The sequence below is a fragment of the Streptomyces sp. BF23-19 genome (assembly GCF_041106355.1).
GTDB classification, from domain to species: Bacteria; Actinomycetota; Actinomycetes; order Streptomycetales; family Streptomycetaceae; genus Streptomyces; species Streptomyces virginiae_A.
The window spans coordinates 54,805-79,276 of the sequence record NZ_JBGBPT010000039.1 but is presented as its reverse complement, the minus strand read 5'-3'; the positions used below and the strand labels follow the sequence as shown (position 1 = coordinate 79,276).

General features: G+C 73.9%; 14 protein-coding genes. 13 read left to right on the top strand and 1 reads right to left on the bottom strand.

Translation table 11 applies throughout. The annotated features are described in order from the left end of the window. Positions 1-263 precede the first annotated feature (263 nt). The 13 genes from AB8A24_RS22400 to AB8A24_RS22340 all read left to right on the top strand — a co-directional run bounded on the left by AB8A24_RS22400 (position 264) and on the right by AB8A24_RS22340 (position 23,820). On the top strand, positions 264-1,775 hold the full coding sequence (locus AB8A24_RS22400) for an aldehyde dehydrogenase family protein (RefSeq protein WP_328966073.1): 1,512 nt from the start codon (positions 264-266) through the stop codon (positions 1,773-1,775). Continuing rightward, a complete protein-coding gene (locus AB8A24_RS22395) occupies positions 1,772-3,676 on the top strand; it encodes a non-ribosomal peptide synthetase (protein WP_369477302.1) in 1,905 nt (634 codons plus the stop codon). Before AB8A24_RS22400 ends, AB8A24_RS22395 begins: the two co-directional genes overlap by 4 nt. A gap of 3 nt (positions 3,677-3,679) precedes the next feature. Then, positions 3,680-4,450, top strand: a complete 771-nt coding sequence (locus AB8A24_RS22390; RefSeq protein WP_266485765.1) for a thioesterase II family protein — start codon at positions 3,680-3,682, stop codon at positions 4,448-4,450. Beyond that, positions 4,407-4,670, top strand: a complete 264-nt coding sequence (locus tag AB8A24_RS22385) for an MbtH family NRPS accessory protein (RefSeq protein WP_328966074.1) — start codon at positions 4,407-4,409, stop codon at positions 4,668-4,670. The genes AB8A24_RS22390 and AB8A24_RS22385 overlap by 44 nt, the downstream gene beginning before the upstream one ends. 1 nt (position 4,671) lies before the next feature. After that, positions 4,672-5,886, top strand: a complete 1,215-nt coding sequence (locus AB8A24_RS22380; RefSeq protein WP_328964498.1) for a cytochrome P450 — start codon at positions 4,672-4,674, stop codon at positions 5,884-5,886. Positions 5,887-5,901: 15 nt separating this feature from the next. Then, positions 5,902-9,840 carry an amino acid adenylation domain-containing protein gene (locus AB8A24_RS22375; RefSeq protein WP_328964499.1) on the top strand — a complete coding sequence of 1,313 codons (3,939 nt, stop codon included), beginning with the start codon at positions 5,902-5,904 and terminating at the stop codon, positions 9,838-9,840. A gap of 169 nt (positions 9,841-10,009) precedes the next feature. Further along, on the top strand, positions 10,010-11,044 hold the full coding sequence (locus AB8A24_RS22370) for a winged helix DNA-binding domain-containing protein (RefSeq protein WP_328964500.1): 1,035 nt from the start codon (positions 10,010-10,012) through the stop codon (positions 11,042-11,044). 119 nt (positions 11,045-11,163) lie between these two features. Continuing rightward, positions 11,164-12,438: an MFS transporter gene (locus AB8A24_RS22365; RefSeq protein WP_328964501.1), complete on the top strand. Its 1,275-nt coding sequence runs from the start codon at positions 11,164-11,166 to the stop codon at positions 12,436-12,438. Positions 12,439-12,636: 198 nt separating this feature from the next. After that, positions 12,637-16,734 carry an amino acid adenylation domain-containing protein gene (locus AB8A24_RS22360; protein ID WP_369477298.1) on the top strand — a complete coding sequence of 1,366 codons (4,098 nt, stop codon included), beginning with the start codon at positions 12,637-12,639 and terminating at the stop codon, positions 16,732-16,734. Next, on the top strand, positions 16,727-20,083 hold the full coding sequence (locus tag AB8A24_RS22355; protein WP_328964503.1) for an amino acid adenylation domain-containing protein: 3,357 nt from the start codon (positions 16,727-16,729) through the stop codon (positions 20,081-20,083). Before AB8A24_RS22360 ends, AB8A24_RS22355 begins: the two co-directional genes overlap by 8 nt. Beyond that, positions 20,083-21,477 carry a condensation domain-containing protein gene (locus AB8A24_RS22350; protein ID WP_369477296.1) on the top strand — a complete coding sequence of 465 codons (1,395 nt, stop codon included), beginning with the start codon at positions 20,083-20,085 and terminating at the stop codon, positions 21,475-21,477. The genes AB8A24_RS22355 and AB8A24_RS22350 overlap by 1 nt, the downstream gene beginning before the upstream one ends. A 10-nt stretch (positions 21,478-21,487) precedes the next feature. Further along, positions 21,488-22,678 carry an acyl-CoA dehydrogenase family protein gene (locus AB8A24_RS22345; protein WP_328964505.1) on the top strand — a complete coding sequence of 397 codons (1,191 nt, stop codon included), beginning with the start codon at positions 21,488-21,490 and terminating at the stop codon, positions 22,676-22,678. Further along, entirely contained in the window at positions 22,675-23,820 is a 1,146-nt protein-coding gene (locus tag AB8A24_RS22340) for an acyl-CoA dehydrogenase family protein (protein ID WP_328964506.1), read from the top strand. The genes AB8A24_RS22345 and AB8A24_RS22340 overlap by 4 nt, the downstream gene beginning before the upstream one ends. Positions 23,821-23,886: 66 nt before the next feature. Here AB8A24_RS22340 and AB8A24_RS22335 read toward each other — a convergent pair whose 3' ends face one another. Further along, on the bottom strand, positions 23,887-24,468 hold the full coding sequence (locus AB8A24_RS22335) for a GNAT family N-acetyltransferase (RefSeq protein WP_030713495.1): 582 nt from the start codon (positions 24,466-24,468) through the stop codon (positions 23,887-23,889). Positions 24,469-24,472 lie beyond the last annotated feature (4 nt).

The following is a 24,472-nucleotide window of genomic DNA, read 5'->3' as shown; positions in this document are numbered from 1 at the left end:
GCCCGCCGGGCCGGGACCCCGGCCTGGAGCCCGGAGGCCCGTACGACCGCCCTGGCCCGCCCCGTGCGGCGGGCCAGGCCCGACAACCGGGCCGCGGCCGCCCTGGCCCGTGCGGCCGACCAGGCGACCGCGTGACACCGACCCAGCTGTTCAGCGAGCCCGTGATCCCGTGACCGAGTGAGGACCCCACCGTGACCGTGCTGACCGTGCCGACCGAGCCACAGGACTCCAGACCCGCCGGGGCCGAGCCCGACACGGCCCCCCTGCCGCCCCGTTACACCGACCAGTGGATCGGCGGCGCCTGGGTGGCCTCCGACGCCGACGGCCGCCTGGTCGTCACCGACCCCGCCACCGAGCGCGCCCTGGCCACCGTGCCCGCCGGCACCACCCGGGACGCCGACCTCGCCGCGCGCGCCGCCGCGGCCGCCTTCCCGCGCTGGGCCGCCACCCCGCTGCGCGAACGCACCGCGCTGCTGCGCCGGGTCGTCGAGGCCATGGAGGTCCGGGCCGACCGCTTCGCCGAGACCATCACCGCCGAGGTCGGGGCACCCGCCCGGATGGCCCGCCAGACCCATGTCGGGCTCTCCCTCGGCATGGCGGCGCACTGCGTCGAGACCGCCGCCTCCTACACCTTCGAGGAGCGCGTCGGCCATTCGCTCGTCGTGCGCGAGGCCGCCGGAGTGGCCGCGTGCATCACCCCCTGGAACACCCCGCTGTTGCTCACCGTGCAGAAGATCCTCCCCGCGCTCGCGGCCGGCTGCACCGTCGTCCACAAGCCGAGCGAGATCACCCCGCTGCACGCCCGGCTGCTCGCCGAGGCCATGGCCGAAGCCGATCTGCCGCCCGGGGTCTTCAACATGGTCGTCGGCACCGGCGCCGTCGTCGGCACCGCGCTCGTCACCCACCCGCTGATCGACGTGGTCTCCCTGACCGGTTCCACCCGGGCCGGCCGCGAGGTCTCCGCGCTCGGCGCCGACACCGTCAAACGCGTCCACCTCGAACTCGGCGGGAAGAACGCGAGCCTCGTCCTCGACGACGCCGACCTGGCCGCGTCGGTGGCCGCCACCGTCGACCAGATGCTCTTCAACACCGGCCAGACCTGCCTGCAATGGAGCCGGCTGCTGGTACCGAGGGATCGCCAGGACGAGGCCGTACAGCTCGCCGGCGACGCCATGGCCGGGTACGTGACCGGCGATCCGCGCGACCGGGCGACCGACCTCGGCCCACTGGTGTCCGCCGCCGCGTACGCACGTGTCACCGACCACATCCGCCGGGGCGTCGAGGACGGCGCCGGCCGCCTGGTCCGCGGCGGCCCCGACCGGCCCGACGGGCTGGACACCGGCTACTACGTCCGGCCGACGATCTTCGCCGACGTGGACCCGCTGAGCACGCTCGGCCAGGAGGAGATCTTCGGGCCGGTGCTCTCGGTCATCCCCTACGACGACGAGGACCAGGCCGTCCGGATCGTCAACGGCACCCGCTACGGGCTGCACGGCGCGGTCTGGTCCGGCGACGGAGCCCGCGCCGAACGGGTGGCCCGGCGCTTCCGCTCCGGCCTGGTCGACGTGAACGGCGGCCAGTTCAACCCGGCCGCCCCGTTCGGCGGGTTCAAGCAGTCCGGGATCGGGCGCGAATGCGGCACCGCCGGACTGGAGGCCTTCCTGGAGACCAAGTCGATGCAGCTCCCGCAGGGCGGGGGAGGCCAGGTGGTCGGCCCGCGCCTGCGGGCCACCGCGGCCGCCCGCCCCGCGGACACCGAGAGGAACGACGGATGACCGACCGGCACGCCGAGTCCGCCGGGGCCACCGCCCCGGGCGCACCGGCCGACGACGCACCGCCGCGCGCGGCCCGGGCCGAACCGGGCCCCGCCGAGCCGGCCGACGCCGCGCTCCCGCCGCTGTTCGCCCGCCTGGAACGGTGGACCCGCGAACAGCCGAACGAGACCGCCGTCAAGGCCTTCGACGGCACCCTCACCTACGCGGCGCTCACCGCCCGCACCGCCCGGTACGCCACCGCGCTCGCCGCGGCCGGGGTCGGCCCGGAGACCTCCGTCGGGCTGTTGCTCGGCCGGTCCCGGGAGAGCGTGCCCGCCCTCCTCGCCGTCTGGAGCCTCGGCGGGACCGCCGTACCCCTGGACCCCGCGCATCCCGTCGAGCGCCTCGGCCGCGTCCTGCGCGACGCCGGGGCCACCGTCCTGGTCGCCACCGAGGTACCCACGGGCCTGGAGCCCGGCGGAATCACCCTGCTGGCCCCCGCCGACGTCCGCCGCGGCGCCCCCGGGCCGCTCGGGGTGTCCGTACCCGCCCCCGACGGCTGCTCGTACCTCATCTACACCTCCGGAACCACCGGCCGCCCCAAGGGGGTCGAGGTCACCTACCGGGGCCTGGACACCTTCGTGGAGGCCCTCGGCGGCCTCGGACTGCCCCCCGGCGGGCTCGGCCTCAACGCCGTCTCGCCCGCCTTCGACGGCTGGCTCTGGTGCACCCTGCTCTACCTGACGCACGGCCAGGGGGTCGCCCTGACCGACCTCTCCCTGGACGGTCTGCGCCAGGCCGCCGCCGAGGGCCGCGAGCCGCTGCCCGCCGGCCTGCGCACCGTCTCCCTCACCCCCTCGCTGCTCGCCGCGCACGGCACCGGGATCGACTCCGCCGAGGTGGTCGTGGTCGCCGGGGAGGCCTGCCCGGCCGCCCTGGCCGAGCGGTTCGCCCGCGGCCGCCGGCTGCTCAACGTGTACGGGCCGACGGAGGTGACCATCGCCGCGACCTGGGCCGACAGCCGACGAGGGGACGACGTGACCACCATCGGACTTCCGCTGCCCGGCTACCGGGCCTACGTCCTGGACGAGGAGCTCCGCCCGGTCGCCGCCGGTTCCGAGGGCGAGCTCTACCTCGGCGGCCCCGCCGTCGCCCGCGGTTACCGGGGCCGGCCCGGGCTCACCGCGAGCCGCTTCCTGCCCGACCCCTTCCAGGGCGGCGGCACCCGCATGTACCGCACCGGCGACGTGGTGGTCCGCCGCCCGAGCGGCGAACTGGAGTACCGGGGCCGCCGCGACGACCAGGTGAAGATCCGCGGCCACCGCATCGAACTGGGCGAGGTGGAGCGGATCGCCGCCGAACTCCCCGAGGTCGTCGCCGCCGCCTGCTGCCCGCTCACCTCGGGGCAGACCCTCGGCCTCGCCGTGGTCGCGGCCCCCGGTACCGACCCGGCGGGCCTCGCCGAACTGGTCGTGGAGCGCTGCCGCAAGCAGCTGCCCGCGGCCGCGGTGCCCGCCACCGTACGCGTGCTCGACCGGATCCCGACCCTCAGCACCGGAAAGGCCGACCGCGAGGCGCTGGCCAAGGCCCTGGCGGCGCCGGAACGGACGCCCGGTACACCGGAGGCGGCCCCGGGCAGCGGTCCGACCACGAGCGAGCGCATCGTGATGGCCGTCTGGGCCGACGTGCTCGCCACCGAGATCCCCGGCCCCGACGCGGACTTCTTCGAGCTGGGCGGCCACTCCTTGGCCGCCGCCCGCGCGGTCTCCGAACTGCGCCGCGTCACCGGACTGCGCGTCGGCCTCGGCGCGCTGCTGGCCGAGCCGACGGCCAGGCACTTCGCCGCCGAACTCGACCGGCTCTCCGCCGAGCGGGAGGCGTCCGCCGGCGCCCCGGCCGACGACACCGCCGAAGGGGCCTGAGCCATGGGCGCCTGGATCTCCACCTGGACCGACGACCCCGCCGACCGGGCCCTGCCCGCCCTGCTGTGCCTGCCCCCCGCCGGGGCCGGCTGCCAGCAGTTCCGCCCCTGGCAATCCGAGCTGGCCGGCACCGCCCAGGTGTACGGAGTACAGCTGCCGGGCCGGGAGAACCGCTGGCGGGAGCCCATGCCGGACAGCTTCGACGAGGCCGTCGAGGCCATCGCGGCCGAACTGGTGTCCACCGTGGGGAACCGGCCCCTGATCGTCTTCGGCCACAGCTTCGGCGGCCTCCTCGGCTACGAGGTCTCCCGCCGGGTCGCCCCGCGGGCCCTGGTTGTCAGCGGCTGCCGGGCCCCCGGCCACTGGGACGGCGCCGGCCGCGGCATCGTCGACGACGGAGAGGAGCTGGACAAGCTCTTCGACACCGCCGGCCTCGACCCCGAACTGCTCGACGAGGACACCCGCGCCCTGATGGTCGGCATGCTCCGCAAGGACGCCCAACTGTCCCTGAGTTACGTCCACAAGCCGGGCGTCCGCCTCGGCATGCCCGTCCACGCCTGGGGGGCCGACGGCGACGAGACCGTCACCTCCGCCGACCTGGACGGCTGGGCCGCGATCACCACCGCCGCCTTCACCCGGCACACCACCACGGGCGGCCACCACGCCGTACTGCGCCACCCGCGGCCCGTACTGGAACAGCTGACCGCCCTGCTGCGGGCCGCGGGCGCCGATCCGGCCGCCCCCGCACCCGCCCCCACCACGACCGGCGCCTGAGGGCCCCACCGTCGCCACCCGCCCGAGTCCGGAGGACACCGTGCCCACCACCCACCAGGTCCTCGTGAACCACGAGGGGCAGTACGCGCTGTACCCCGCCACACGTGAGACCCCCGACGGCTGGACGCCGGCCGGCTTCGACGGCACCGAGGACGAATGCGCCGGCTTCGTGGACGCCCACTGGCCCGACACCCGCCCGCTCAGCCTGCGAGGAGCCTGAGATGGAGATCGACCTGCTCGACCCGGGCCCCTTCGGCCGCAACGACTTCTGGCCCACCTTCACCTGGCTGCGCGCCCACTCGCCCGTCCACTGGCATCCCGAGCCGGGCAGCGACGACGGTGGCTTCTGGGTGCTGAGTCGGCACCGCGACATCATGAAGGTCTACGCCGACAGCGACACCTTCAGCTCGGCCCGCGGCATGCGGCTGGGCAGCGATCCGGCCGCCGTCGCCGCCGTCGCCCAGCGCATGCTCATCGTCTCCGACGTCCCGCACCACACCCGCCTCAAGCGCGCCCTCCACCAGGCCTTCGGACCGCAGCAGATGCCGCGCCTCGAGGCGATGGTCGAGAAGGTGGTCGGCGAGCTGGTGACCGAGGCCGTCGAACAGGACGAGCTGGACTTCATCGACCTCGCCAAGCAACTGCCCAACCGGGTCGTCTGCGCCATGATGGGCATCCCGCGCGCCGACTGGGCCTGGATCGGGGCCCTCACCACCGACGCCTTCGACTCCCCGGACGACGAGGTACGCACCAACGCGCACTCGGAGATCTTCCTCTACTTCATCGAGCTGCTCGCCGAGCGCCGGGCCCGCCCCGGCGACGACCTGGTCAGCCAGATCGCCCACGACACCCTCGTCGACGAGGGCGACGGAGTCGAACGGCCGCTCAGCGACCACGAGATCGTCTTCAACCTCAACGGCGTCCTCTCCGGCGCCAACGAGACCACCCGCTACTCGGCGGCCGGCGCGGTCCACATGTTCGCCGAACACCCCGACCAGTGGCGGCTGCTGCGCGGCCTCGGCCAGGGCGGCATCGCCCCGGCGGTCGAGGAGATCCTGCGCTGGACCACCCCCGGGGTGCACGCCCTGCGCACCGCCGTCCGCGACACCGAGATCAACGGGATCCCGGTGGCCGAGGGCGCCCGGGTCACGCTGTGGAACGTCTCGGCCAACCGCGACGAGGACGTCTTCGCCGACCCGCACGCCTTCCGGGTCGACCGCCGCCCCAACCGGCACGTCGCCTTCGGACACGGCCGCCACCTGTGCCTCGGCGCGCGCCTGGCCCGCTTCGAGCTCGGCGCCCTGCTCACCGAGATGCTCGGCGTGCTGGACGGCTTCGAACTCGCCGGACCCGTCACCTTCAACTCCTCCAACTTCACCTGGGGGATCAACGCTCTCCCCGTGCGGCTGCTGCGCAGCCGAGCCTTCGCGAAGTAAGAAAGGGCCCGCACTGTGACCACCGCACTCGTCGACTTCAACCGCTCGGACGCCGCCTTCCCGAACACCGGGTATCCGCAGCTCCTCGCCGAACAGGCCGCCCGCACCCCCCGGGCCATCGCCCTCGCGCAGGGCGACCGCAGCTGGACCTACGCCGAACTGGACGCCGCCACCAACCGGTTGGCGCACGCGCTGATCGCCCGCGGTGCCGCCGCCGGGGCCCGGATCGGCCTCTGCTACCCCCGGAGCGCCGACTACGTCATCGGCTCCCTCGCCATCCTCAAGACCGGCGCCGCGATCGTCGCCCTCGACCCGGTCAACCCCGACGACCGGCTCGCGGCGATGATCGCCGACGCCGCACCGCTGCTCGTCCTCACCCCGGCCGACCTCGGCCGCCGGATACCCGAGGACATCCCGCAGGCCGAGGTCGCCACCGCCGGAGCCGGCCTGCCCGACACCGCGCCCGAGGTCGTGACCGGCCCCGACACCGTCAGCCACCTGATCTACACCTCCGGCTCCACCGGCACCCCCAAGGCCGTCCTGGAACGACACGGGGCGCTCACCAACCTCGTGCACTGGACCACCCGCGCCTACGGGGTCCGGCCCGGCGACCGAGCCTCCTGGATGTCCACCCCCGGCTTCGCCGTCCAGATCATGGAGTGGCTCGCCTACCTGCCCGCCGGCGCGGCCATCCACATCCCCGAGGCGGGTCAGGCGCAGACCCCCGAGCAGATCCGCGACTGGCTAGTCGGCGAGGGCATCACCCACACCATGCTGGTGGCCGCCCTGGCCGAGCCCGTCTGGGGGCTGCGGTGGCCCGCGGACACCGCGCTGCGGATCCTGGTGACCACCGCCGAGCGCGTCCACAGCTGGCCGCCCGTCGACACCCCCTTCCGGGTCGTGATGACCTACGGCACCACCGAGACCACCAACGTCCTGTCCTGCCTCGACCTCGGCGCCGGCGTCGACCTCACCAGCCAGGCCACCTCCGACGAGGTCCGCGCCACCCGGCAGGTCCCGGTCGGCGTGCCCATCGCCAACCTCCGCGTCCACCTCCTGGACGAGGACGGCGGCCCGGTTCCCGAGGGCGAGGTCGGCCGCCTGCACGTCTCCGGCGCCGGGGTCGCGGCCGGCTACCACGGCCGCCCCGAGCTCACCGCCGCGAAGTTCCACCCCAACTTCCTCGCCGACGACCCGCACCCGGTGCTCTACGACACCGGCGACCTCGCCCGCCGCCGCGAGGACGGAGCCGTCGAACTCCTCGGTCGCTCCGACTCCCAGGTCAAGATCCGCGGCTTCCGCGTCGAGCTCGGCGAGGTCGAGACGCACATCGCCCGCCTCGACGACATCGCCGAGGCCGTCGTCGTCACCCAGGAGCGCGGCCCCGGCGACAAGCGGCTCATCGCCTACGTGTCCCCGGCCGGCGCGGCCGAACCGGACTCCGCCGCCGTGCGCGCCGATGTCGCCCGCACCCTGCCCTACTACATGGTCCCCGCCACCGTCGTCGTGCTGCCCTCCCTCCCACGGCTGCCCAACGGCAAGGTCGACCGGCGTAGCCTGCCCGAGCCCCCGGAGGGCCGCGACGCGGTCGGCGCGGGCTACGAGGCACCCCGTAACGAGGTCGAGGACGGGCTCAGCAGGCTGTGGTCCGACGCCTTCCGCACCGACGGCGTCGGCATCCACGACAACTTCTTCGAGCTGGGCGGACATTCGCTGCTGGCCTTCCAGCTGATCGACGCGATCCGCCGCCGCTACAGCGTCGAGCTCAGCCTCTCCGACCTCTCCACCTGCCCCACCGTCGCCGAGCTCGCCACCCTCGTCACCACCGAACGCGCGGGTGGCCGCGGCTCCTTCGGCGGACTCCCCGCGATCGTCCCGGACCCCGCCGCGCGCTTCGAGCCCTTCCCGCTCACCGAGAGCCAGCAGGCGCTGTGGATCGGCCGCGGCGGCCTCGTCGAGCTCGGCAACGTCGGCTGCCACGGCTACTTCGAGTGGGAGAGCGAAAAGCTCGACGTGCCCCGCTTCGAGGGAGCCTGGCGCCGACTCGTGGAACGCCACGACGCCCTGCGCACCCGCGTCCTGCCCGACGGCACCCAGCAGGTCTTCGAGGAGATCCCGGCCTACGAGATCCCCGTCGCCGACTTCGGCGGCCTCGACGAGGAAGCCCGGCAGGCCGAGCTGGCCGCGCTGCGCGAGCGGCTGTCCCACCAGGTCCTCGACGGCGACGCCTGGCCGCTGTTCGACGTACGGATCAGCCTGCTCGGCGGCGGCCGGGCCCGGATCCACCTCTGCCTGGACTTCCTCGTCGCCGACGCCTGGAGCTACTTCCAGGTCCTCATCCCCGACCTGGTCACCTACTACGTGGAACCCGGCGCCGAACTCGTACCGCTGGAGCTGACCTTCCGCGACTACGTGCTCGCCGTCGGGAACTCGCTGCGCGACAGCGAGCTCTACCGCCGCTCCGAGTGGTACTGGCGGGACCGTCTCGCCACCCTCCCGCCCGCCCCCGAACTGCCCGAGCGCCCGACCGACGCCCCCGAGCTGCCCGTCCGCTTCGAGCGCCGCAGCCACGTCGTCGCCCCGGAGCGGTGGAGCCGGATCCAGGAGCGCGCCCACGCCCGCGAGGTGACCCCGTCCGGGGTCCTGGCCGCCGCCTACGCCGAGATCCTCGGCCGGGCCGCCGGACAGGCCCGGTTCACCATCAACTTCCCGCTGTTCAACCGCCTTCCGCTGCACCCGCAGGTCAACTCGCTGCTCGCGGACACCACGACCACCCTGCTGCTGGCCGTCGAACAGACGGAGAGCACCTTCGCCGGCCGGGCCCAGGCCGTCCAGCGCCGGCTCTGGGCGGACCTGGAACACCGCTACTTCAGCGGGGTGCAGGTGCTGCGCGAGCTGACCAAGCTGCGCGGCTCCCTCGCCCCGGCCATGCCCGTCGTGATGACCAGCCTGGCCGGCCACCCGCCGCAGTACGAGGAGACGGAGCTGGGCGCCCCCGTCTACGGCATCTCCCAGACCCCGCAGGTCTCCCTCGACTTCCAGGTCTTCGAGAAGCCCGACGGACTCACCTTCAACTGGGACTTCCTGCCCGCCGTCTACCCGGACGGACTCATCGACTCGATGTTCGAGGAGTTCACCGCCCTGCTGGACGCCCTCGCCGAGGACGAGATCTGGGAGCGCCACTCCCCGCCGCCCGGCCAGGACAGCACCGCCCCCGGCAAGACCGAGGAACGCGACACCGGCGACGCCTGGGAGCGGTACTGGGCCGGGATCCGGCGCACCGGACGCGGCGGCGACGTCATCTGGGACGCCGACAGCGGCGAAGAGTTCCACTGGCTGCTGGACCAGGCGCGGCGCCACTTCCGCGGCGGCCTGCCGGTCATCGACCTGGGCTGCGGCAACGGCCGCTACAGCCGCGAACTCGCCCCGTACTACCCCTCGGTCATCGGCGTCGACGTCTCGGCCAGCGCCATCGAGCACGCCGAACGCGAGGCCGAGGGCGTGCCGAACGTCGACTACCTGGCGATCGACATGACCGACGCCGAGCAGGCCGCCGTCCTGGGGGAGGGGCCGTACAACATCTTCGTCCGCGGCGTCTTCCACGTCCTGGACAGCGAGGCCCGGGCCCGGCTCGCCGCCGTCGCCGACCGCCTGCTGGGCGACTCGGGCACGCTGATCGTCCACGAGCCCGACTACTCCAGCAACTCCTTCGGCTACCTCGGCTTCGTCGGCGGCAAGCGCGGCCGCGCCGAGGACCTGGTCGGCCCGCTGGAGGCGGCCGGCGTACGGCACTCGCACCGCTTCACCCGACCCGAACTGGCCGAGGCGTTCGGCGCGGACGGGTGGGAGGTCGTCGAGGACGAGGCGATAGAACTGCATGCGATCGACCCGCAGTCGGACTCCGACGCCCTGCGGCTGCCCGGCTACTACGCGGTGCTGCGCCGCAAGCGCTGACGGCCGCACGCTCCGGCCCGGCTCTGTGCCGGGCGGCTCCTCGCCGCCCGGCACAGAGCCTGCGCGTCGTTCGGAGCGCCGGACCGGTTGTGGTGAGCGGGCCGTCGGACGCGTGGCGGCCCGCGATGAGAAGACGCGGCCACGGCCGCACGGCTGAAAGACTGGACACGTGGAACGACGTACGACGACCGACCGGCTGCTCAGGGCGCGCGCACAGGCGATCGGGGGCGAGGTCCGGGAGGAATCGGTCGCCGCCGTCCTCGACCGGGTGCTGGCCGTGCAGGCACAGGACCTGCCCGCGGCGGAGCTCGGCCTGCGGGTACGGGCCCGCGGGCTGACCCAGGACGCGGTGCGCCGGGCCACCGACACCGAACGCACCGCCGTCCGCGGCTGGTTCATGCGCGGCACCCTCCAGCTGGTGCCGGCCGCCGACGCCCGGTGGCTGCTGGCCCTCTTCGGCCCGGTCTACCTCGCGCTCGCCGCCCGGCGGCTGCGCGAACTGGGCCTCGACGAGTCCCTGTGCACGCGCTCGGAACGGCTCATCACCGAAGCGATCGGCGCCGAGGGGCCGTTGACCCGCGCCCAACTCACCGACCGGCTCACCACCCTCGGGGTGGAGCCGAAGGGCCAGTCCGCCTTCCACCTGATCCGCCGCGCCGCGCTCGCCGGCCGCATCTGCCACGGACCGCAGCGGGAGGGCGAGGCCACCTTCGTCCTCCTCGACGACTGGCTGCCCGCGACCGGACCCCTGCCCTTCACCGGAGCCGCCGCCGAACGCGAACTCGCGCGCCGCTACCGCGCGGCGTACGGACCCTCCGACGCCCTGGACTTCGTCCACTGGTCGGGGCTGAAGGCCACCACGGGCAAGAACGCGTGGGCCGCCGTACGCGAGACCGGGCCCGAGCCACTGCCCGCCCCGGGCGAGCCCGACGTACGCCTGCTGCCGGCCTATGACAACTACCTCGTCGGATACCGCAGCCGGGACCTGTCCGTACCCGCCGCACACGAACGCCGCGTGTGGCCCGGCGGCGGGCAGATCCGCGCCACCGTCCTGGTCGACGGCCTGGCCGTCGGCACCTGGTCGGGAGGCCGCCGCGGGGCCCCGGTGACCGTCGAGCCCTTCCCCGGGGCCGAGCCCCACACCCCCGCCGTGGCGGCCGGCATCGCCCGCGAGAGCGCCGACATCGCACGGTTCTCCAGCTGAACTCATCGCATGTCTACAAGCGATCTACAGTCCCGGAATTCATAACCGGGGTCTAACTCGGGGTCCATAGCGTCAGTGCCGTCCGACAATTCCGTACCCAATCAGAAAAGGGCGTCGACATGGCACTCGGTCGGCATTCCGATTTCAATCGCCTGTGGTTCGGGCAGACCGTCAGCAACTTCGGAGACAAGATCTCCCTTCTGGCGCTACCGACCCTCGCGGTCGTGGTGCTGGACGGTGGAGCCTTGGAGGTCGGCGTGCTCGGCGCGCTGCGCTTCCTCCCCTTCCTGCTGCTCGCCCCGATCGCCGGGCTGGTGGCCGACCGGGTGTCGAGGCGCACCGTCATGATCGTGGCCGACCTGGGCCGTTTCCTGGCCCTGGCCACGATTCCGCTGGCGTTCGCGCTCGACTCCGTCAGCATGACCCACCTCTTCATCGTGGCCGGCATCACCGGCTGCCTCACCACCTTCTTCGAGGTCTCGTACCAGTCCTGGCTGCCCCAGCTCATCGGCACCGAGAACCTCATCGAAGGCAATACCAAGCTCCAGATCAGCCGCAGCGTCGCCGAAGCGGTCGGCGCGGGCGCCGGTGGCGCACTCATCCAGCTGCTCGGCGCCGCACGCGCCATCACCGCCGACGCGTTCACCTTCCTCATCTCGCTCGTCGCCCTGCTGGTCATCCGCCACCGGGACGTGCGCGAGCGGACCGAGGAGCGCAAGGCCTCCGCGAAGGCGGAGATGAAGGAGGGCATGCGGACCCTCTTCGGCAACCCGGTCCTGCGCGGCCTGTTCACCGCCAACGTCGTGGTCAACCTCGGTGCCGCGATGGGCGACGCGCTCCTGATCGTCTACGCGTACAAGGTGCTGGACCTCAGCCCCGGCCAGGTCGGCGTCGCCTTCGCCGTCATGTCGGTCTTCGTCATCGTCGGTGCGGTGCTCTCCGAGGTCGTGTCCAAGAGCCTCTCGGTGGGCCGCCTGCTCGTCATCACCGCGGTCGTGCTCGGCGCCGGCTACATCCTGGTCCCGACGGGCGGGTCGATCGGCGGCTTCGTCGGACTGATCGTGGTCCAGGCCATCATCGGCTTCGTCTCCCCGATGTTCGACATCCACGTCCTCAGCCTCGTGCAGGGGGTCACTCCGAACGAGCAGATGGGCCGCGTCAGCGGCACCGCGCTCTCCGCGGTGTACGGCGCCCTGTCGCTGGGCTACTTCGCCGGCGGCGCGCTCGGCGAGGGGATCGGCCTGACGGCCGGCCTCGCCGTGGCCGGCACGGTCACCATCGTCGGCGGCCTGACCCTGCTCGCCGGACCGGTGGCCAAGATCAAGGAAATGCCCACCGGCGACACCGCCGAGGAGGGATCTCCGGCGGCCGACGAGGCCAAGATCACCGCCTGATCGACGCACGGGGGAGCGGGAGTGGGTGCCGGCCGAACGGCACCCACTCCGCACCGCACCCCCGCGCCCCACCCCGTACGTCCGTACACCGCGTCCGTACCGGCGCCCGTACCCACCCCCACGCCCAGCGCCGCGCACCCCGCGGCGCCACCTCGCCGTATCCCTCTCCCGACTCCCGAAGACGCACGGAGGCTCAAGGTGAGCGAGTCCCTCGCCGAACGCATAGCCGCACTGCCGAAGTCCCGCCGGGCACTGTTCCAGGCCCTGACGGGCCGCACCGGCGGGCGCGCCGCCGTACGGGAGGACCCTGAGCCGGCACCCCGCGACCCCGCCGAAGCGCCCGTGCTCTCCTTCGCGCAGCGCCGCCTGTGGTTCATCGACCAGCTGCAGCCCGGCAGCCCCGCCTACAACGTGCCGGTCGCCACCCGCATCCGCGGCCCCCTCGACGTCCCCGCCCTGCACGCGGCGCTCCAGGACATCGTGGACCGCCACGAGGTGCTGCGGACCGTCTACAGCTACCAGGAGGGCGCCACCGAGGCCGTCCCCCGGGTGATCGACGGCTACCGGCTTCCCCTCCCGCTGACCGAACTGCCCGACGAGGCGGCGGCCCGACCGTTCTACGACGCCGACGCGGGCGCCCCCTTCGACCTGGCCGGCGCCGTCCCGCTGCGGGCCCGGCTCGGCCGGATCGACGCCGAGGACCACGTCCTCGTCCTCAACCTGCACCACATCGTCACCGACGGCTGGTCCATGCGCGTCCTCTACACCGAACTGGAGCGCGCCTACGCCGCCCGCACCGGCGCCCCCGCCGAGGCGACGGCCCCGCTCGCCCTCCAGTACGCCGACTTCGCCACCTGGCAGCGCCGCCGCGTCAGCGGGGACCGGCTGGAGAGCCTCACCTCCTTCTGGCGCGAGGAACTGGGCGGCGCCACCCCGGTGGACCTGCCCACCGACCGGCCCAGACCGCCCGTTTTCGGCCACGCCGGCGCCTCCCGCTACATCGACCTCCCGCCCCGGCTCATCGCCCGGCTGCGGGAGTTCGGCAAGTCCGAGGGCGCCACCCTCTACATGACGATGCTGGCCGGCTTCGCCGCCACCCTGCGCCGCTGGACCGGCCAGGAGGACATCGTCGTCGGCACCTCCGTCTCAGGCCGCGACCACCCGGCCTTCGGCGAGCTCATCGGCTTCTTCGTCAACACCCTGCCGCTGCGCATCCGAACCGGCGGCGACCCCGGCTTCGCGGAGCTGGTCCGCGCCACCCGCCACACCACCCTCCAGGCGTACGCGCACCAGGAACTGCCCTTCGACCTGATCGTCGACGCCCTCGCACTGCCCCGCGACCCCAGCCGGCCGCCGCTCACCTCCGTGATGTTCCTCCTCGACGAGACCCCGGACACCGCCCCCGGCCTCGCGGGCGTCGCCACCGAGCCCATCGACTTCTCCTCGCACGCCACCAAGTACGACCTCATGATCAGCGTCCACGACACCGGCACCGCCGTCCGCGCCCTCGTCGAGTACCCCACCGCCCTGTTCGACGCCACGACCGTGGACCGGCTCCTCGGCCACTTCCTCACCACCCTCGAAGGGGCGCTCGACCGCCCCGACGCCCCGCTGTCCGCCCTGCCGCTGCTCACCGACGCCGAGCGCCGGGCCGCCCTGGACGACTGGAACGCCACCCGCGCCCCCTTCCCCCAGGACGCCTGCCTGCACGAGCTGTTCGAGCAGCACGCCGACCGGCGGCCCGACGCGCCCGCCGTGATCCTCGGCGGACTCGGCGGCTGGAACATCACCTACCGGGAGCTGGAGGAGCGCGCCAACCGGCTCGCGCACCGCCTGATCGAAGCCGGCGCCGGCCCCGACCGGACCGTGGCCCTGTGCCTGCGCCGCGGCCCCGGGCTCGTCACCGCGATCCTCGCCGTCCTCAAGGCCGGTGGCGCCTACGTCCCCCTCGACCCGGACTACCCGGCCGAGCGCCTGGCGCTGCTGCTGAAGGACTCCGCGCCGCCCATCGTCGTCTCCGACGCGGAGCTGATCGGCCGGCTGCCCGTCCCCGCCGGCACCTCCCAGGTGCTGCTCGACACCGACCGGACCGCGCTCGCCGAGCTGCCCGCGACCCGCCCGGCCGTCCCCGTCACCTCCCGGGACCTGGCCTACGTCATCTTCACCTCGGGCTCCACCGGCACCCCCAAGGGCATCGCCCTGGAACACCGCGGCGTCGTCAACAACCTCCTCGACCTCAACCGCTCGTACGGCATCGGGCCCGGCGACTCGGTCCTCGCCCTGTCCTCGCCCAGCTTCGACATGAGCGTCTACGAGACCCTCGGCATCCTCGCCGCCGGCGGCACCCTCGTCCTGCCCGACCCGGCCGCCGCCAAGGACCCGGCCCACTGGGCCGACCTGGTCGAGCGGCACGGCGTCACCGTCTGGAACTCCGCCCCCGCCCTCCTCGGCCTCCTCGCCGACCAGCTCGAACACGCCGGCGGGCCCCGACTGCCGAAGCTGCGCACCGCGTTCCTCGGCGGCGACTGGATCCCCGTCACCCAGCCCGACCGGATCCGCTCCTTCGCGCCCGGCCTGTCCTTCGTCGCGCTCGGCGGGGCGACCGAGGCCTCCATCCACTCGGTGGAGTTCCCCGTCGGCCGCGTCGATCCCGAGTGGACCAAGCTCCCGTACGGACGGCCCATGGCCAATCAGCTCACCTACATCCTCGACCCGAACGATTGCCTGGTCCCCGTCGGCGTACCCGGCGAACTCCACCTCGGTGGGGTCGGACTGGCCCGCGGCTACCTGAACCGGCCCGAGCTCACCGAGGAGAAGTTCGTCCACGTCGAACTGGAGCCCGGCCGCACCGAACGCCTCTACCGCACCGGCGACCTGGCCCGCTACGGCACGGACGGCACCATCGAACTCCTCGGCCGGACCGACTTCCGGATCAAGCTCAACGGGCTCCGCATCGAACCGGGCGAGGTCGAGAGCGCGCTGCGCGACCGACCCGGGGTCCGCGAGGCCGTCGTGGCCGCCCGCCGCACCGCCGGTTCCGACCGCCTCGTCGGCTACGTGGTTCCCGAGGAGGGCACCGACCTCGACACCGCGGCCCTACGGACCGCCCTCGCCGCCGTCCTGCCCCCGCACTGCGTCCCCGCCGAACTCGTGGCTCTGGAGCGGCTGCCGCTGAGCCCCAACGGCAAGGTGGACCGGGGCGCGCTGCCCGACCCGCGTCCCCCCGCCCCCGCCGCGGGCCGGCCCGCCGCGTCCGCGCCCGCCGACACGGACCCGGTCGCCCTGCGGATCGCCGCCGTCTGGGCCGAGGTGCTGGGCGTGCCCGAAGTCGCGCCCGACGACGACTTCTTCGCCCTCGGCGGGGACTCCTTCGCCGCCGTGCGCGCGGTCCGCGCCGTCGCCACCGCCCTGCCGGACGGCGGAGCCGCCGCCCTGCGCGTCGTCGACCTGTTCAGCAACCCGACCCCGGCCGGCCTCGCCGCCCGCACCGCCGAACTCGCCGGAACGGACACGGGAGCGGGCCCGCAGCACCACCGACTGTTGCACCGGCTCACCCCCGAACGCCCGGCCGGCACCACCGCGCTGACCCTCGTCTGCTTCCCGCACGGCGGCGGCGACGCCATCGCCTACCAGCCCCTCGCCGCCCAGCTCCCGCCGCACATCGAACTCCTGGCCGTCTCCCCGCCCGGACACGACCCGCTGCGCCCCGGCCCGATGCTGCCGGTCCCCGAGTTCGCGGAACTCGCCGCCGCGGAGATCGCCCGCACCGTGCGGGGCCCGTACGCGGTCTACGGCCACTGCGCCGGAGTCGTCACCGCCCTGGAGACCACCCACGTACTGGAACGGCTGGGGCAGCGCCCGATCGCCCTTGACCTCGCGGCGGCCCTCCCCGAGGAGGACCCCGAGTACGCCCTGGAGATGGAACGCGTCTCCGGCGACGACGACCTCGTCGCGTACCTGACCACCATGGACGGCTTCGACGGCGTCCTCGACGACAGCGACCTCACCGCGGTCCTGCGGATGGTCCGCCACGACATGACCGAGGCCGCCCGCTTCTTCGCGCGCACCCCGGACGGCTACGACCGCCCCCTGGCCACCCCGCTCACCTGCATCATCGGCGACGCCGACGACGCGACCGAGGGCTACGAGCACGGCTACCGCGCCTGGGGCCGGTACGCGGCCGACGTACGCCTCGCCGTGATCCCCGGGGGCCGCCACTACTTCGCCAAGCACCTGCCCGACGCGCTCGCCGCTCTCCTCGCCGACCTGCACCGCAACGGAGGAACCCATGTCTGATCTCGCCGAACGGCTCGGCCGGCTGCCCCAGGGACAGCGCTCCCGGCTGCTGGGCCGGATGCGCAACCAGATGACGGCCGGTGTGGGCCGCCGCATCGAACTGAGGCGCGCCGACCACGGACCGCGCTCCCGCTCCTCCTTCCAGCAGGAGCAGATGTGGTTCGTCGACAAGCTCGGCGCCGGCAAGGCCCGCAACAACATAGCCCTGGCCATAGGCCTGGGCGGACCCCTCGACCGGGCCGCCCTGCACGAGGCGCTCAACGCCGTCGTCGCCCGCCACCAGGTGCTGCACAGCAAACTCGTCGAGATCGACGGAGTCCCCTGGCAGGAGCCCGTCCCCTCCTTCGTGCTCGGCGTCCAGAGCACCGACCTCTCGGGCAGCGAGGACGCGGACCGCGAACTCGCCGAGCTCACCGCGAGCTGCGCCGCCGCCCCCTTCGACCTGGCCGCCGGCCCGCCCGTCCGCGCCCACCTGGTACGGCTAGCCCCTGAGCACCACGTCCTGCTCTGGGTCGTCCACCACGTCGCCTGGGACCCGGGCTCGACACGGATCTTCACCGAGGAACTGACCTCCAGTTACGCGGCCGCCGCCGCGGGCAAGCGCCCCGAGGCCTCCCGGCTCGCCGTCGAGTACGCCGACTTCGCGGCCTGGCAGCGGGCCAAGCTGGAGAACGACGAGCACGGCCGGGCGCTGGCGACGAAGTGGCGCCAGATCCTGGCCGGCGCCGTCGCCACCGAGGTCCTGCCCGACCACCCGCGCGGCCCCGAGACCCGAGGCGACGGCCGCGGTCTGAAACTGACCCTGGACCAGAAGCTGTTGGACCGCCTCACCGAACTCGCCGACGCCAACAGCACCACCGTCTTCACCACCCTGCTCGCCGCCTTCAACGCGCTGCTGCGCCACTGGACCCGCACCGAGGACGTCGTCGTCGGCACGGCCAGCGCCTCCCGGCCGCACCCCGACCTGGAGCAGGTCATCGGCTGCTTCGTCCAGATGATCACCCTGCGGACCGAGGTCACCGACCAGCTCACCTTCCGCGAGCTGGTCACCCGCACCGCGGCCTCCGTCATGGACTCCTTCACCAACAGCGAGCTGCCCTTCGAGCAGGTCGTCGAGGCCGTCCGCCCGGTGCGCGACCCGCTGCGCCACCCGCTCTTCCAGATCGAGTTCACCTCGCTGGGCCGCTGGGGAACCCACCGGGCGCAGGCCGCTGACGTCGAGTTCACCATGGACCAACTGCACGACGGGGCGGCCAAGTTCGACATGAGCTTCCTGGTCGGCGAGAACGACGGCCTGGAACTCTCCCTCGAGTACAACACCTCCCTCTACCGGCACGGCACGGCGAGCGCCCTGCTCGGCGCCTTCCGCCAGGTCCTGGAGCAGGTCGCCGAGAACCCCGACCTCCAGGTCGGCGACATCAGCCTGGTCGAGGAGCCGGCCGCCTCCCGGCACGCCCGCGAGCTGTCCCGCGGCGGCCCCGTCGACGAGGCCGCCTGGACCACCACCCTGGACCGCGCGTTCCGGGAGCGGGCCACCATCCACCCCGACGCCGTCGCCGTCCGCCACGGCTCCACCCGGCTCGACTACGCGGCCCTCGACCGCTGGTCCGAGGCCATCGCCCACCGGCTGCGCGACCGCGGCGTCCGCCACGGCGACCCCGTCGCCGTGTGCGTCTCCCGCGGCCCGGCCGCCGTCGCCGGAGTCCTCGGCGTACTCAAGGCGGGCGCCCACTACATCCCGATCGACCCGGCCGCCCCGGCCGAGCGGACCCGTACGGTCCTCGCCGACGCCAAGGTCCGGCACGCCCTCGTCGACGAGGCCGCACAACTGCCCGTACCGCTCGAGCTGGTGACCACCGGAACGGCCGCCCCCGTCCGGGAGGTCCCCTCCCTCGCGCCGACCGCCACCCCCGGCGACCTCGCCTACGTGCTCTACACCTCCGGCAGCAGCGGCACCCCCAAGGGGGTCATGATCGAGCACCGCTCGGTCACCCATTTCTCCCGCACCATCGCCAAGGCCTACGAGATCCGGGCCGAGGACCGCGTCCTGCAGTTCGCCCCGCTCACCTTCGACGTCTCCGTCTTCGAGATCTTCACCACCCTGCTGGCGGGCGGCTCGCTCGTCATCGCCACCGACGACGAGCGCCGCGACCCGGCCCTGCTGCAGACCCGGATGCGCGAGGACGCGGTCACCGTCGCCGAACTCCCGCCCGCCCTGCTGCCGTTGCTCGACCAGGCCGGCCTGCCCGACCTGCGGCTGGTCTCGGTGGGCGGCGAGGCCTTCCCCGGCCGACTCGTCGCCGAATGGACCGCGGGGGAACGCAGGTTCGTCAACGGGTACGGCCCCACCGAGGCGACCGTCGCCGTCACGCTGATGGACTGCACCGGCAGCTACGACCGCAACCCGCCGATCGGCCGCCCCATGCCGGGCCACCAGGCCTTCGTCCTCGACGAGCGGCTGCGGCCGGTCCCGCCCGGCGTCCCCGGCGAACTCTGCGTCGCCGGGCCTGGTGTGGCCCGCGGCTACCTGGGCCGTCCCGACCTCACCGCCGACCGCTTCGCCGACAACCCCTACGCGGACGGCCCCGAGACCGAACGCCTCTACCGCACCGGCGACCTGGTCCGCTGGCTGCCCGGCGGCAACCTGGACTTCCTCGGCCGCACCGACCGCCAGCTCAAGGTGCGCGGCCACCGCATCGAGCCGGGCGAGGTCGAGTCCGTGCTCACCGGGCACCCCTCCGTGCAGCAGGCCGTCGTGGTCGCCCAGCCCGCCGCGGGCGGCGAGCGCATGCTGGCCGCCTACGTCACGGTCGAGCAGGTGGGCTCGTACGCCTCCGAGGTCGCCGACGCCGAGGGCCTGCGGGCCTACGCGGCCGGCCGGCTGCCCGGCTACATGGTGCCGGTCGTCGTCGTCCTCGACGAACTGCCCCTCACCCCGCACGGCAAGGTCGACACCGCCGCGCTGCCGCAGCCGACCGAGCTGTCGGCCGAGGGCGGCACGGCGCCCCGCGACGCCATCGAGGAGCAGATCTGCCGCGACATCCTCACCCCGCTGCTCGAATGGCAGAACCCGGACGTGGAGGGCGACTTCTTCGCCCTGGGCGGCAGCTCCCTGCAGGCCACCATCGTGGTCTCCCGGGTCCGCGCCCTCTTCGGCATCGACATCGCCCTCGCGGACTTCTTCGGCCGCCCGACCGTCTCCGGGCTCGCCGAACTGGTCCGCACCGCCAAGGCCGAGGCCGCCGGCGAACAGGATCGGTTGCTCGCGGTCTTCGAGCAGATCGAGAACATGAGCGACGACGAGGCCGCCGCCCTCCTCGGCTCCCTCCAGCACCCGGACGGCCCCTGATGGCCGACCCGGCCGGGCTCGAAGGAGCGCTCGCCGCGCTCCCCGAGGCGAAGCGCGAGCTGGCCCGCCTGATGCTGGCCGCCCGCCGGCCCGTACCCGCCCACCCGACCCCGCGCTCCGGCGCGGGGCCGGTCCCCCCGACCGCCCTCCAGTCCCGGCTGTGGCGCCGCGAGCGCGCCCACCCGGCCGTCGCCACCGGCTCGCACGCCCTGCGGCTGACCGGCCCGCTCGACCCGCGGCGGCTCGTGGACGCCCTCACCGGGGTGCTGCGCCGCCACGAGGCACTGCGCACCCGGCTCACCGTCTCCACCACCGGTCAGCCCCGGCTGCACGTGGACGAGGAACCGGTGCTGCGGCTCACCCGGGCCGACCTCTCGGGCTTCACCCCGCAGGCCGCCGCCGAACGCGTGGCCCTGCAGAGCACCGAGAGCGCCTCCACCGTCCTGGATTTGGAGAGCGGCCGGACCAGCGCCTTCCGGCTGCTGCGGCTCGCCCCGGACGAGCACGTCCTGATCCTCGCCTCCCACCTCGCGGTCTTCGACGGCTGGTCCTCCGGGGTCTTCCTCGCGGACCTGGCCGCCGGCTACCGCGCGGGTCCGGCCGGGCTCGCCCCGCCCGACCTGCAGTTCCCCGACTACGCCGACTGGCAGCACCGCTGGCTCGCCGGACCCGACGGATCGGCCGAACTGGCCCGCCGCCGAGCGGTGTTCGCCGCCGACCCGCCCGCACCCCGGGCGCCCGGCGGATTCGAACGCGGCCATCTCCCGGTACGACTGGCCCGCGGGCCCGTCGACGCCGGGCTGGAGCTCGGCGCGGCCGAGGGGGCCACCCCGTTCATGACGCTGCTCGCCGCGCTGGCCGTCGTACTGGCCCGCAGGCAGAGCCGTACCTCCCAGGTGATCGGCACCCCCGCGGCCGGCCGCTTCGCCGGAGCCCTCGAAGGCGCCGTCGGGCAGTTCACCACCGTGGTGCCGATCCGGCTCGACCTGGCGGGCGGCCCCACCTTCCGGGAACTGCTGCACCGCACCCGAGCCGCCGTGGCCGAAGCGCTCGCCCACCAACGCCTGCCCGTGGACGTCCTGTTCGACGGAACACCCCCGCCGTACAACGTCCTGTTCGCCCTCCACAACTACCCGTCGATCCCCCTGGACCTGCCGGGCATCGAGGTCGGCCAGTTGCCCGGGCCGCCCGCCCGGCACCTGGAGCTCTACAGCCCCGACCCGGCCGCCGCCCTCGCCTGCATCGGCCTCGTGGAACGGGACGGCGAGATCGGCGGCACCGCCGAGTACAACCGCCACGCGGCCACGCCCGAGGACGTGCGAGGGCTGCTCACCGGAATCGAGGACGTGCTGGACCGGGCCGTTGCCGCGCCCGCATCCCCGCTCACCACCTAGGGAGTTGCCCGTGCTCACCACCGAGTTCTACCGCGCGCCCGCGGACTGCGGGCTCGTACGGAGCGGAGCCGACGTGCCCCGCACCCCCATGCGGGCCCTGCGCGAGGACATCCACGACATCCTGGTCTCGGCCCCCGTGGCCGAGGCCCGGCGCACCCGCGACCCCCGGCCCATCCACCGGGCCCTGGGCGAGCGGGGCCTCCTCGCGCCCCAGTGGCCCGAGGAATACGGCGGCCGCGGCATCAGCCAGGTCGCGGCCGCCGTGCTGGTCGAGGAACTGGCCATGCACGACGTCCCCGACCTGCTGCACACCCTCACCGTGCAGATCGTCGGATCCACCCTGCTCAACGTCGCGAGCCCGGCGATGAAGGCCCGACACCTGCCCGGCTTCGCGGCCGGCACCGCCTTCGGCTGCGTGCTGTTCAGCGAACCCCAGGCCGGATCCGACCTCAACATCCTCTCCACCCGGGCCGTCTCCGACGGCAAGGGCGGATACAAGCTGTACGGCACCAAGGTCCACTCGCTCTTCGCCCGGCTCGCCGACTACGGACTGTGCCTGGCCCGCGGCGAGGACGAGGCCTTCAGCCTGTTCCTCGTCCCGTTGGCCCAGCCGGGCGTCACCATCCGGCAGATCCCGGGCATGGGCGACGACGCCTTCCACGAGGTCACCCTCGACGGGGTGGCCGTGACCGCCGACGACGTGGTCGGCGAGACCGGCCAGGGCTGGGCCATCGTCGTCAAGACCCTCGCCTTCGAGCGCACCGGACTCGACTACTACGTCAAGGCGCTGCGCTGGTACCGGGCCGCCGTGGAACGGCTGGAGGTCCACACCGACCGGCTGGAGGCCGGCCAGCACGACCAGATCGGCCTGGCCAAACTCAACGCCCGGCTGCTCGCGGCGGGCACGCTGGTCCGCCGCGTCCTCACCCGCCTCGACCGGGGCGAACTCAACGAGGACGAGGCGGCGGCCGCCAAGTGGTACACCACCGAGCTCGCCGCCGAGGTGGCCTGGTGGGCCGCGGAACTCGACGGCGACCGCAGCATGACCCTCGACGACCCCGAGGTCGACGGGGTGGCACACCCACTCGACGCGGCGTTGCGCGAAGCCCCGGGGATGCGGATATCGGGCGGCACCGCCGAAATGATGCTGGAGACGCTGGCCCGGCTGCGTCTCGACTCAGGGGCGGAGGTACGGCCGTGACATCACAGGCGGTAGGCGGGACCGGTACGGGCGGCGGGAGCACGGCGGCGTCCGAGCGCTGGCGGGAGCGGGAGGACGAGGACTCCCTCTTCCGGCAGCTCCGACTCACCGTGCGGCAGGGACTGGAGGTCGACGGGGACACGCCCGCCGGCGCCTGGGAGGCGCTGACCCAGGTCGGCGCCTGGGAGTTCGCCCTGCCCATCGGCCACGACGGGCTCGACCTCGGCCAGGCCGTCGTCGCCATGGTGTGCGAGGAGGCGGGCAACGCGACGCAGCCCCTCCCGCTCACCGACACCCTCCTCGCCCTGGACCTGATCTCCGGCCTCGGCCCGCTCGCCCCCGAAGCCGCCGACCTCCTCCTGGACCAGGTCCGCACCGGGGAACTGGCACTCGCCGTGCCGGGCCGGCTGCCCGATCCGCGCGGCGCCGTACCCCCGGGCATCACCTGGAAACCGGACCCGGACACCGGCGCCGTCGTCCTCACCGGCACCGGCGGCCCCTTCGCCGCCGGCGTCGCCCCGGGCGCGCTGCTGGTCCTGGCCGACGGTCCCGACGGACCGTGCGTGGCACTCGTACGCCTGCCCACCGAGGGCGTCCAGGTCCGCCCGCTGCGCGACCACGGCGGGGGAGCCGTCGCCGGCGCCGTCTTCGACGAGGTACGGCTGCCCGCCGAGGCGGTGCTACTGAGCGGCCTGGCCGCCGAACAGGCCCTCGCCCGCGTGGGCCTGCGCGCGGCCGTCCACCAGGCCTCGCTGCTGGCCGGGATCACGGCGGCCGCCCTGACCGCGGTCGTCTCCCGGATCCGCGGCCGGCAGCAGTTCGGCCAGGCCCTGGTCAAACACCAAGGTCCCCGGCTGCGCGTGGCAGGGCTGTTGGCCCGCCTCGACGCCGTGCGCTGGGCCGTGGGGGACGCGGCCCGGGACCTCGACGAGGATCGGCTCAGCGCGGGGGAGGCCGCCGGGCTGATCGCCCTCACGGCGGAGACCACCCTCGACGTGACCCGTGACGCGGTCCACCTGCACGGCGCCTCGGGCCTGGTCCGGGACGGCCTGGTGGCGGGCTGTTACCGGCGCGCGGCCTGGGAGGCCATGCGCTGCGGGCGTCCCGCCCACCTCTGGGACATCGCGGCGCACACGCCCTGACCGGCGCCCGCACGAGGGAAGGGGCCCCCGCACCGCGGGAGCCCCTTCCCCGTACCGCGAGGACCGTCAGACCAGGTCGCGGCGCATGACCCAGCGGTGCCGCTTGTCGCTCTTGGCCTCGGTGCGGTGGACCCGGCGGAAGCCCGCCCGCTCGAACATGTCCATCGTCCCGACATAGGCGAGGGTCGGATTCACCCGACCGCCCTCCGGGTCCACCGGATACCCCTCGACGGCGGGCGCACCGTGGGCGCGCGCGTGCTCGACGGCCCCCTCCAGCAGGCCCGAGGCGACCCCCTTGCCGCGGAAGTCCTTGCGTACGACGAAGCAGGTCACCGACCACACGGGCAGGTCGTCCACCGGTGTGATCGTCTTCGAGGAGGTCAGCCGGTCGAGCTGCCGGCGCGGCGCCACGTTGCACCAGCCGGCCACCTCGCCGTCCAGGAACCCGAGGACCCCGGGCGGCGGATCGGCCTTCTCCATGAGGCCGCGCAGGTGCTCGCCCCGCTCGTCCGCCGTGAGCCGCCCGTAGTCGCCGGTGGACAGCCGCCACGCCATGCACCAGCACGTGTGCGCGCTCTTCTTCGGCTGGAGCACCTGGCGGATGTCGTCCCACAGATCCGCCGTGGCGGGCCGTACTTCTAAACTCATGCTG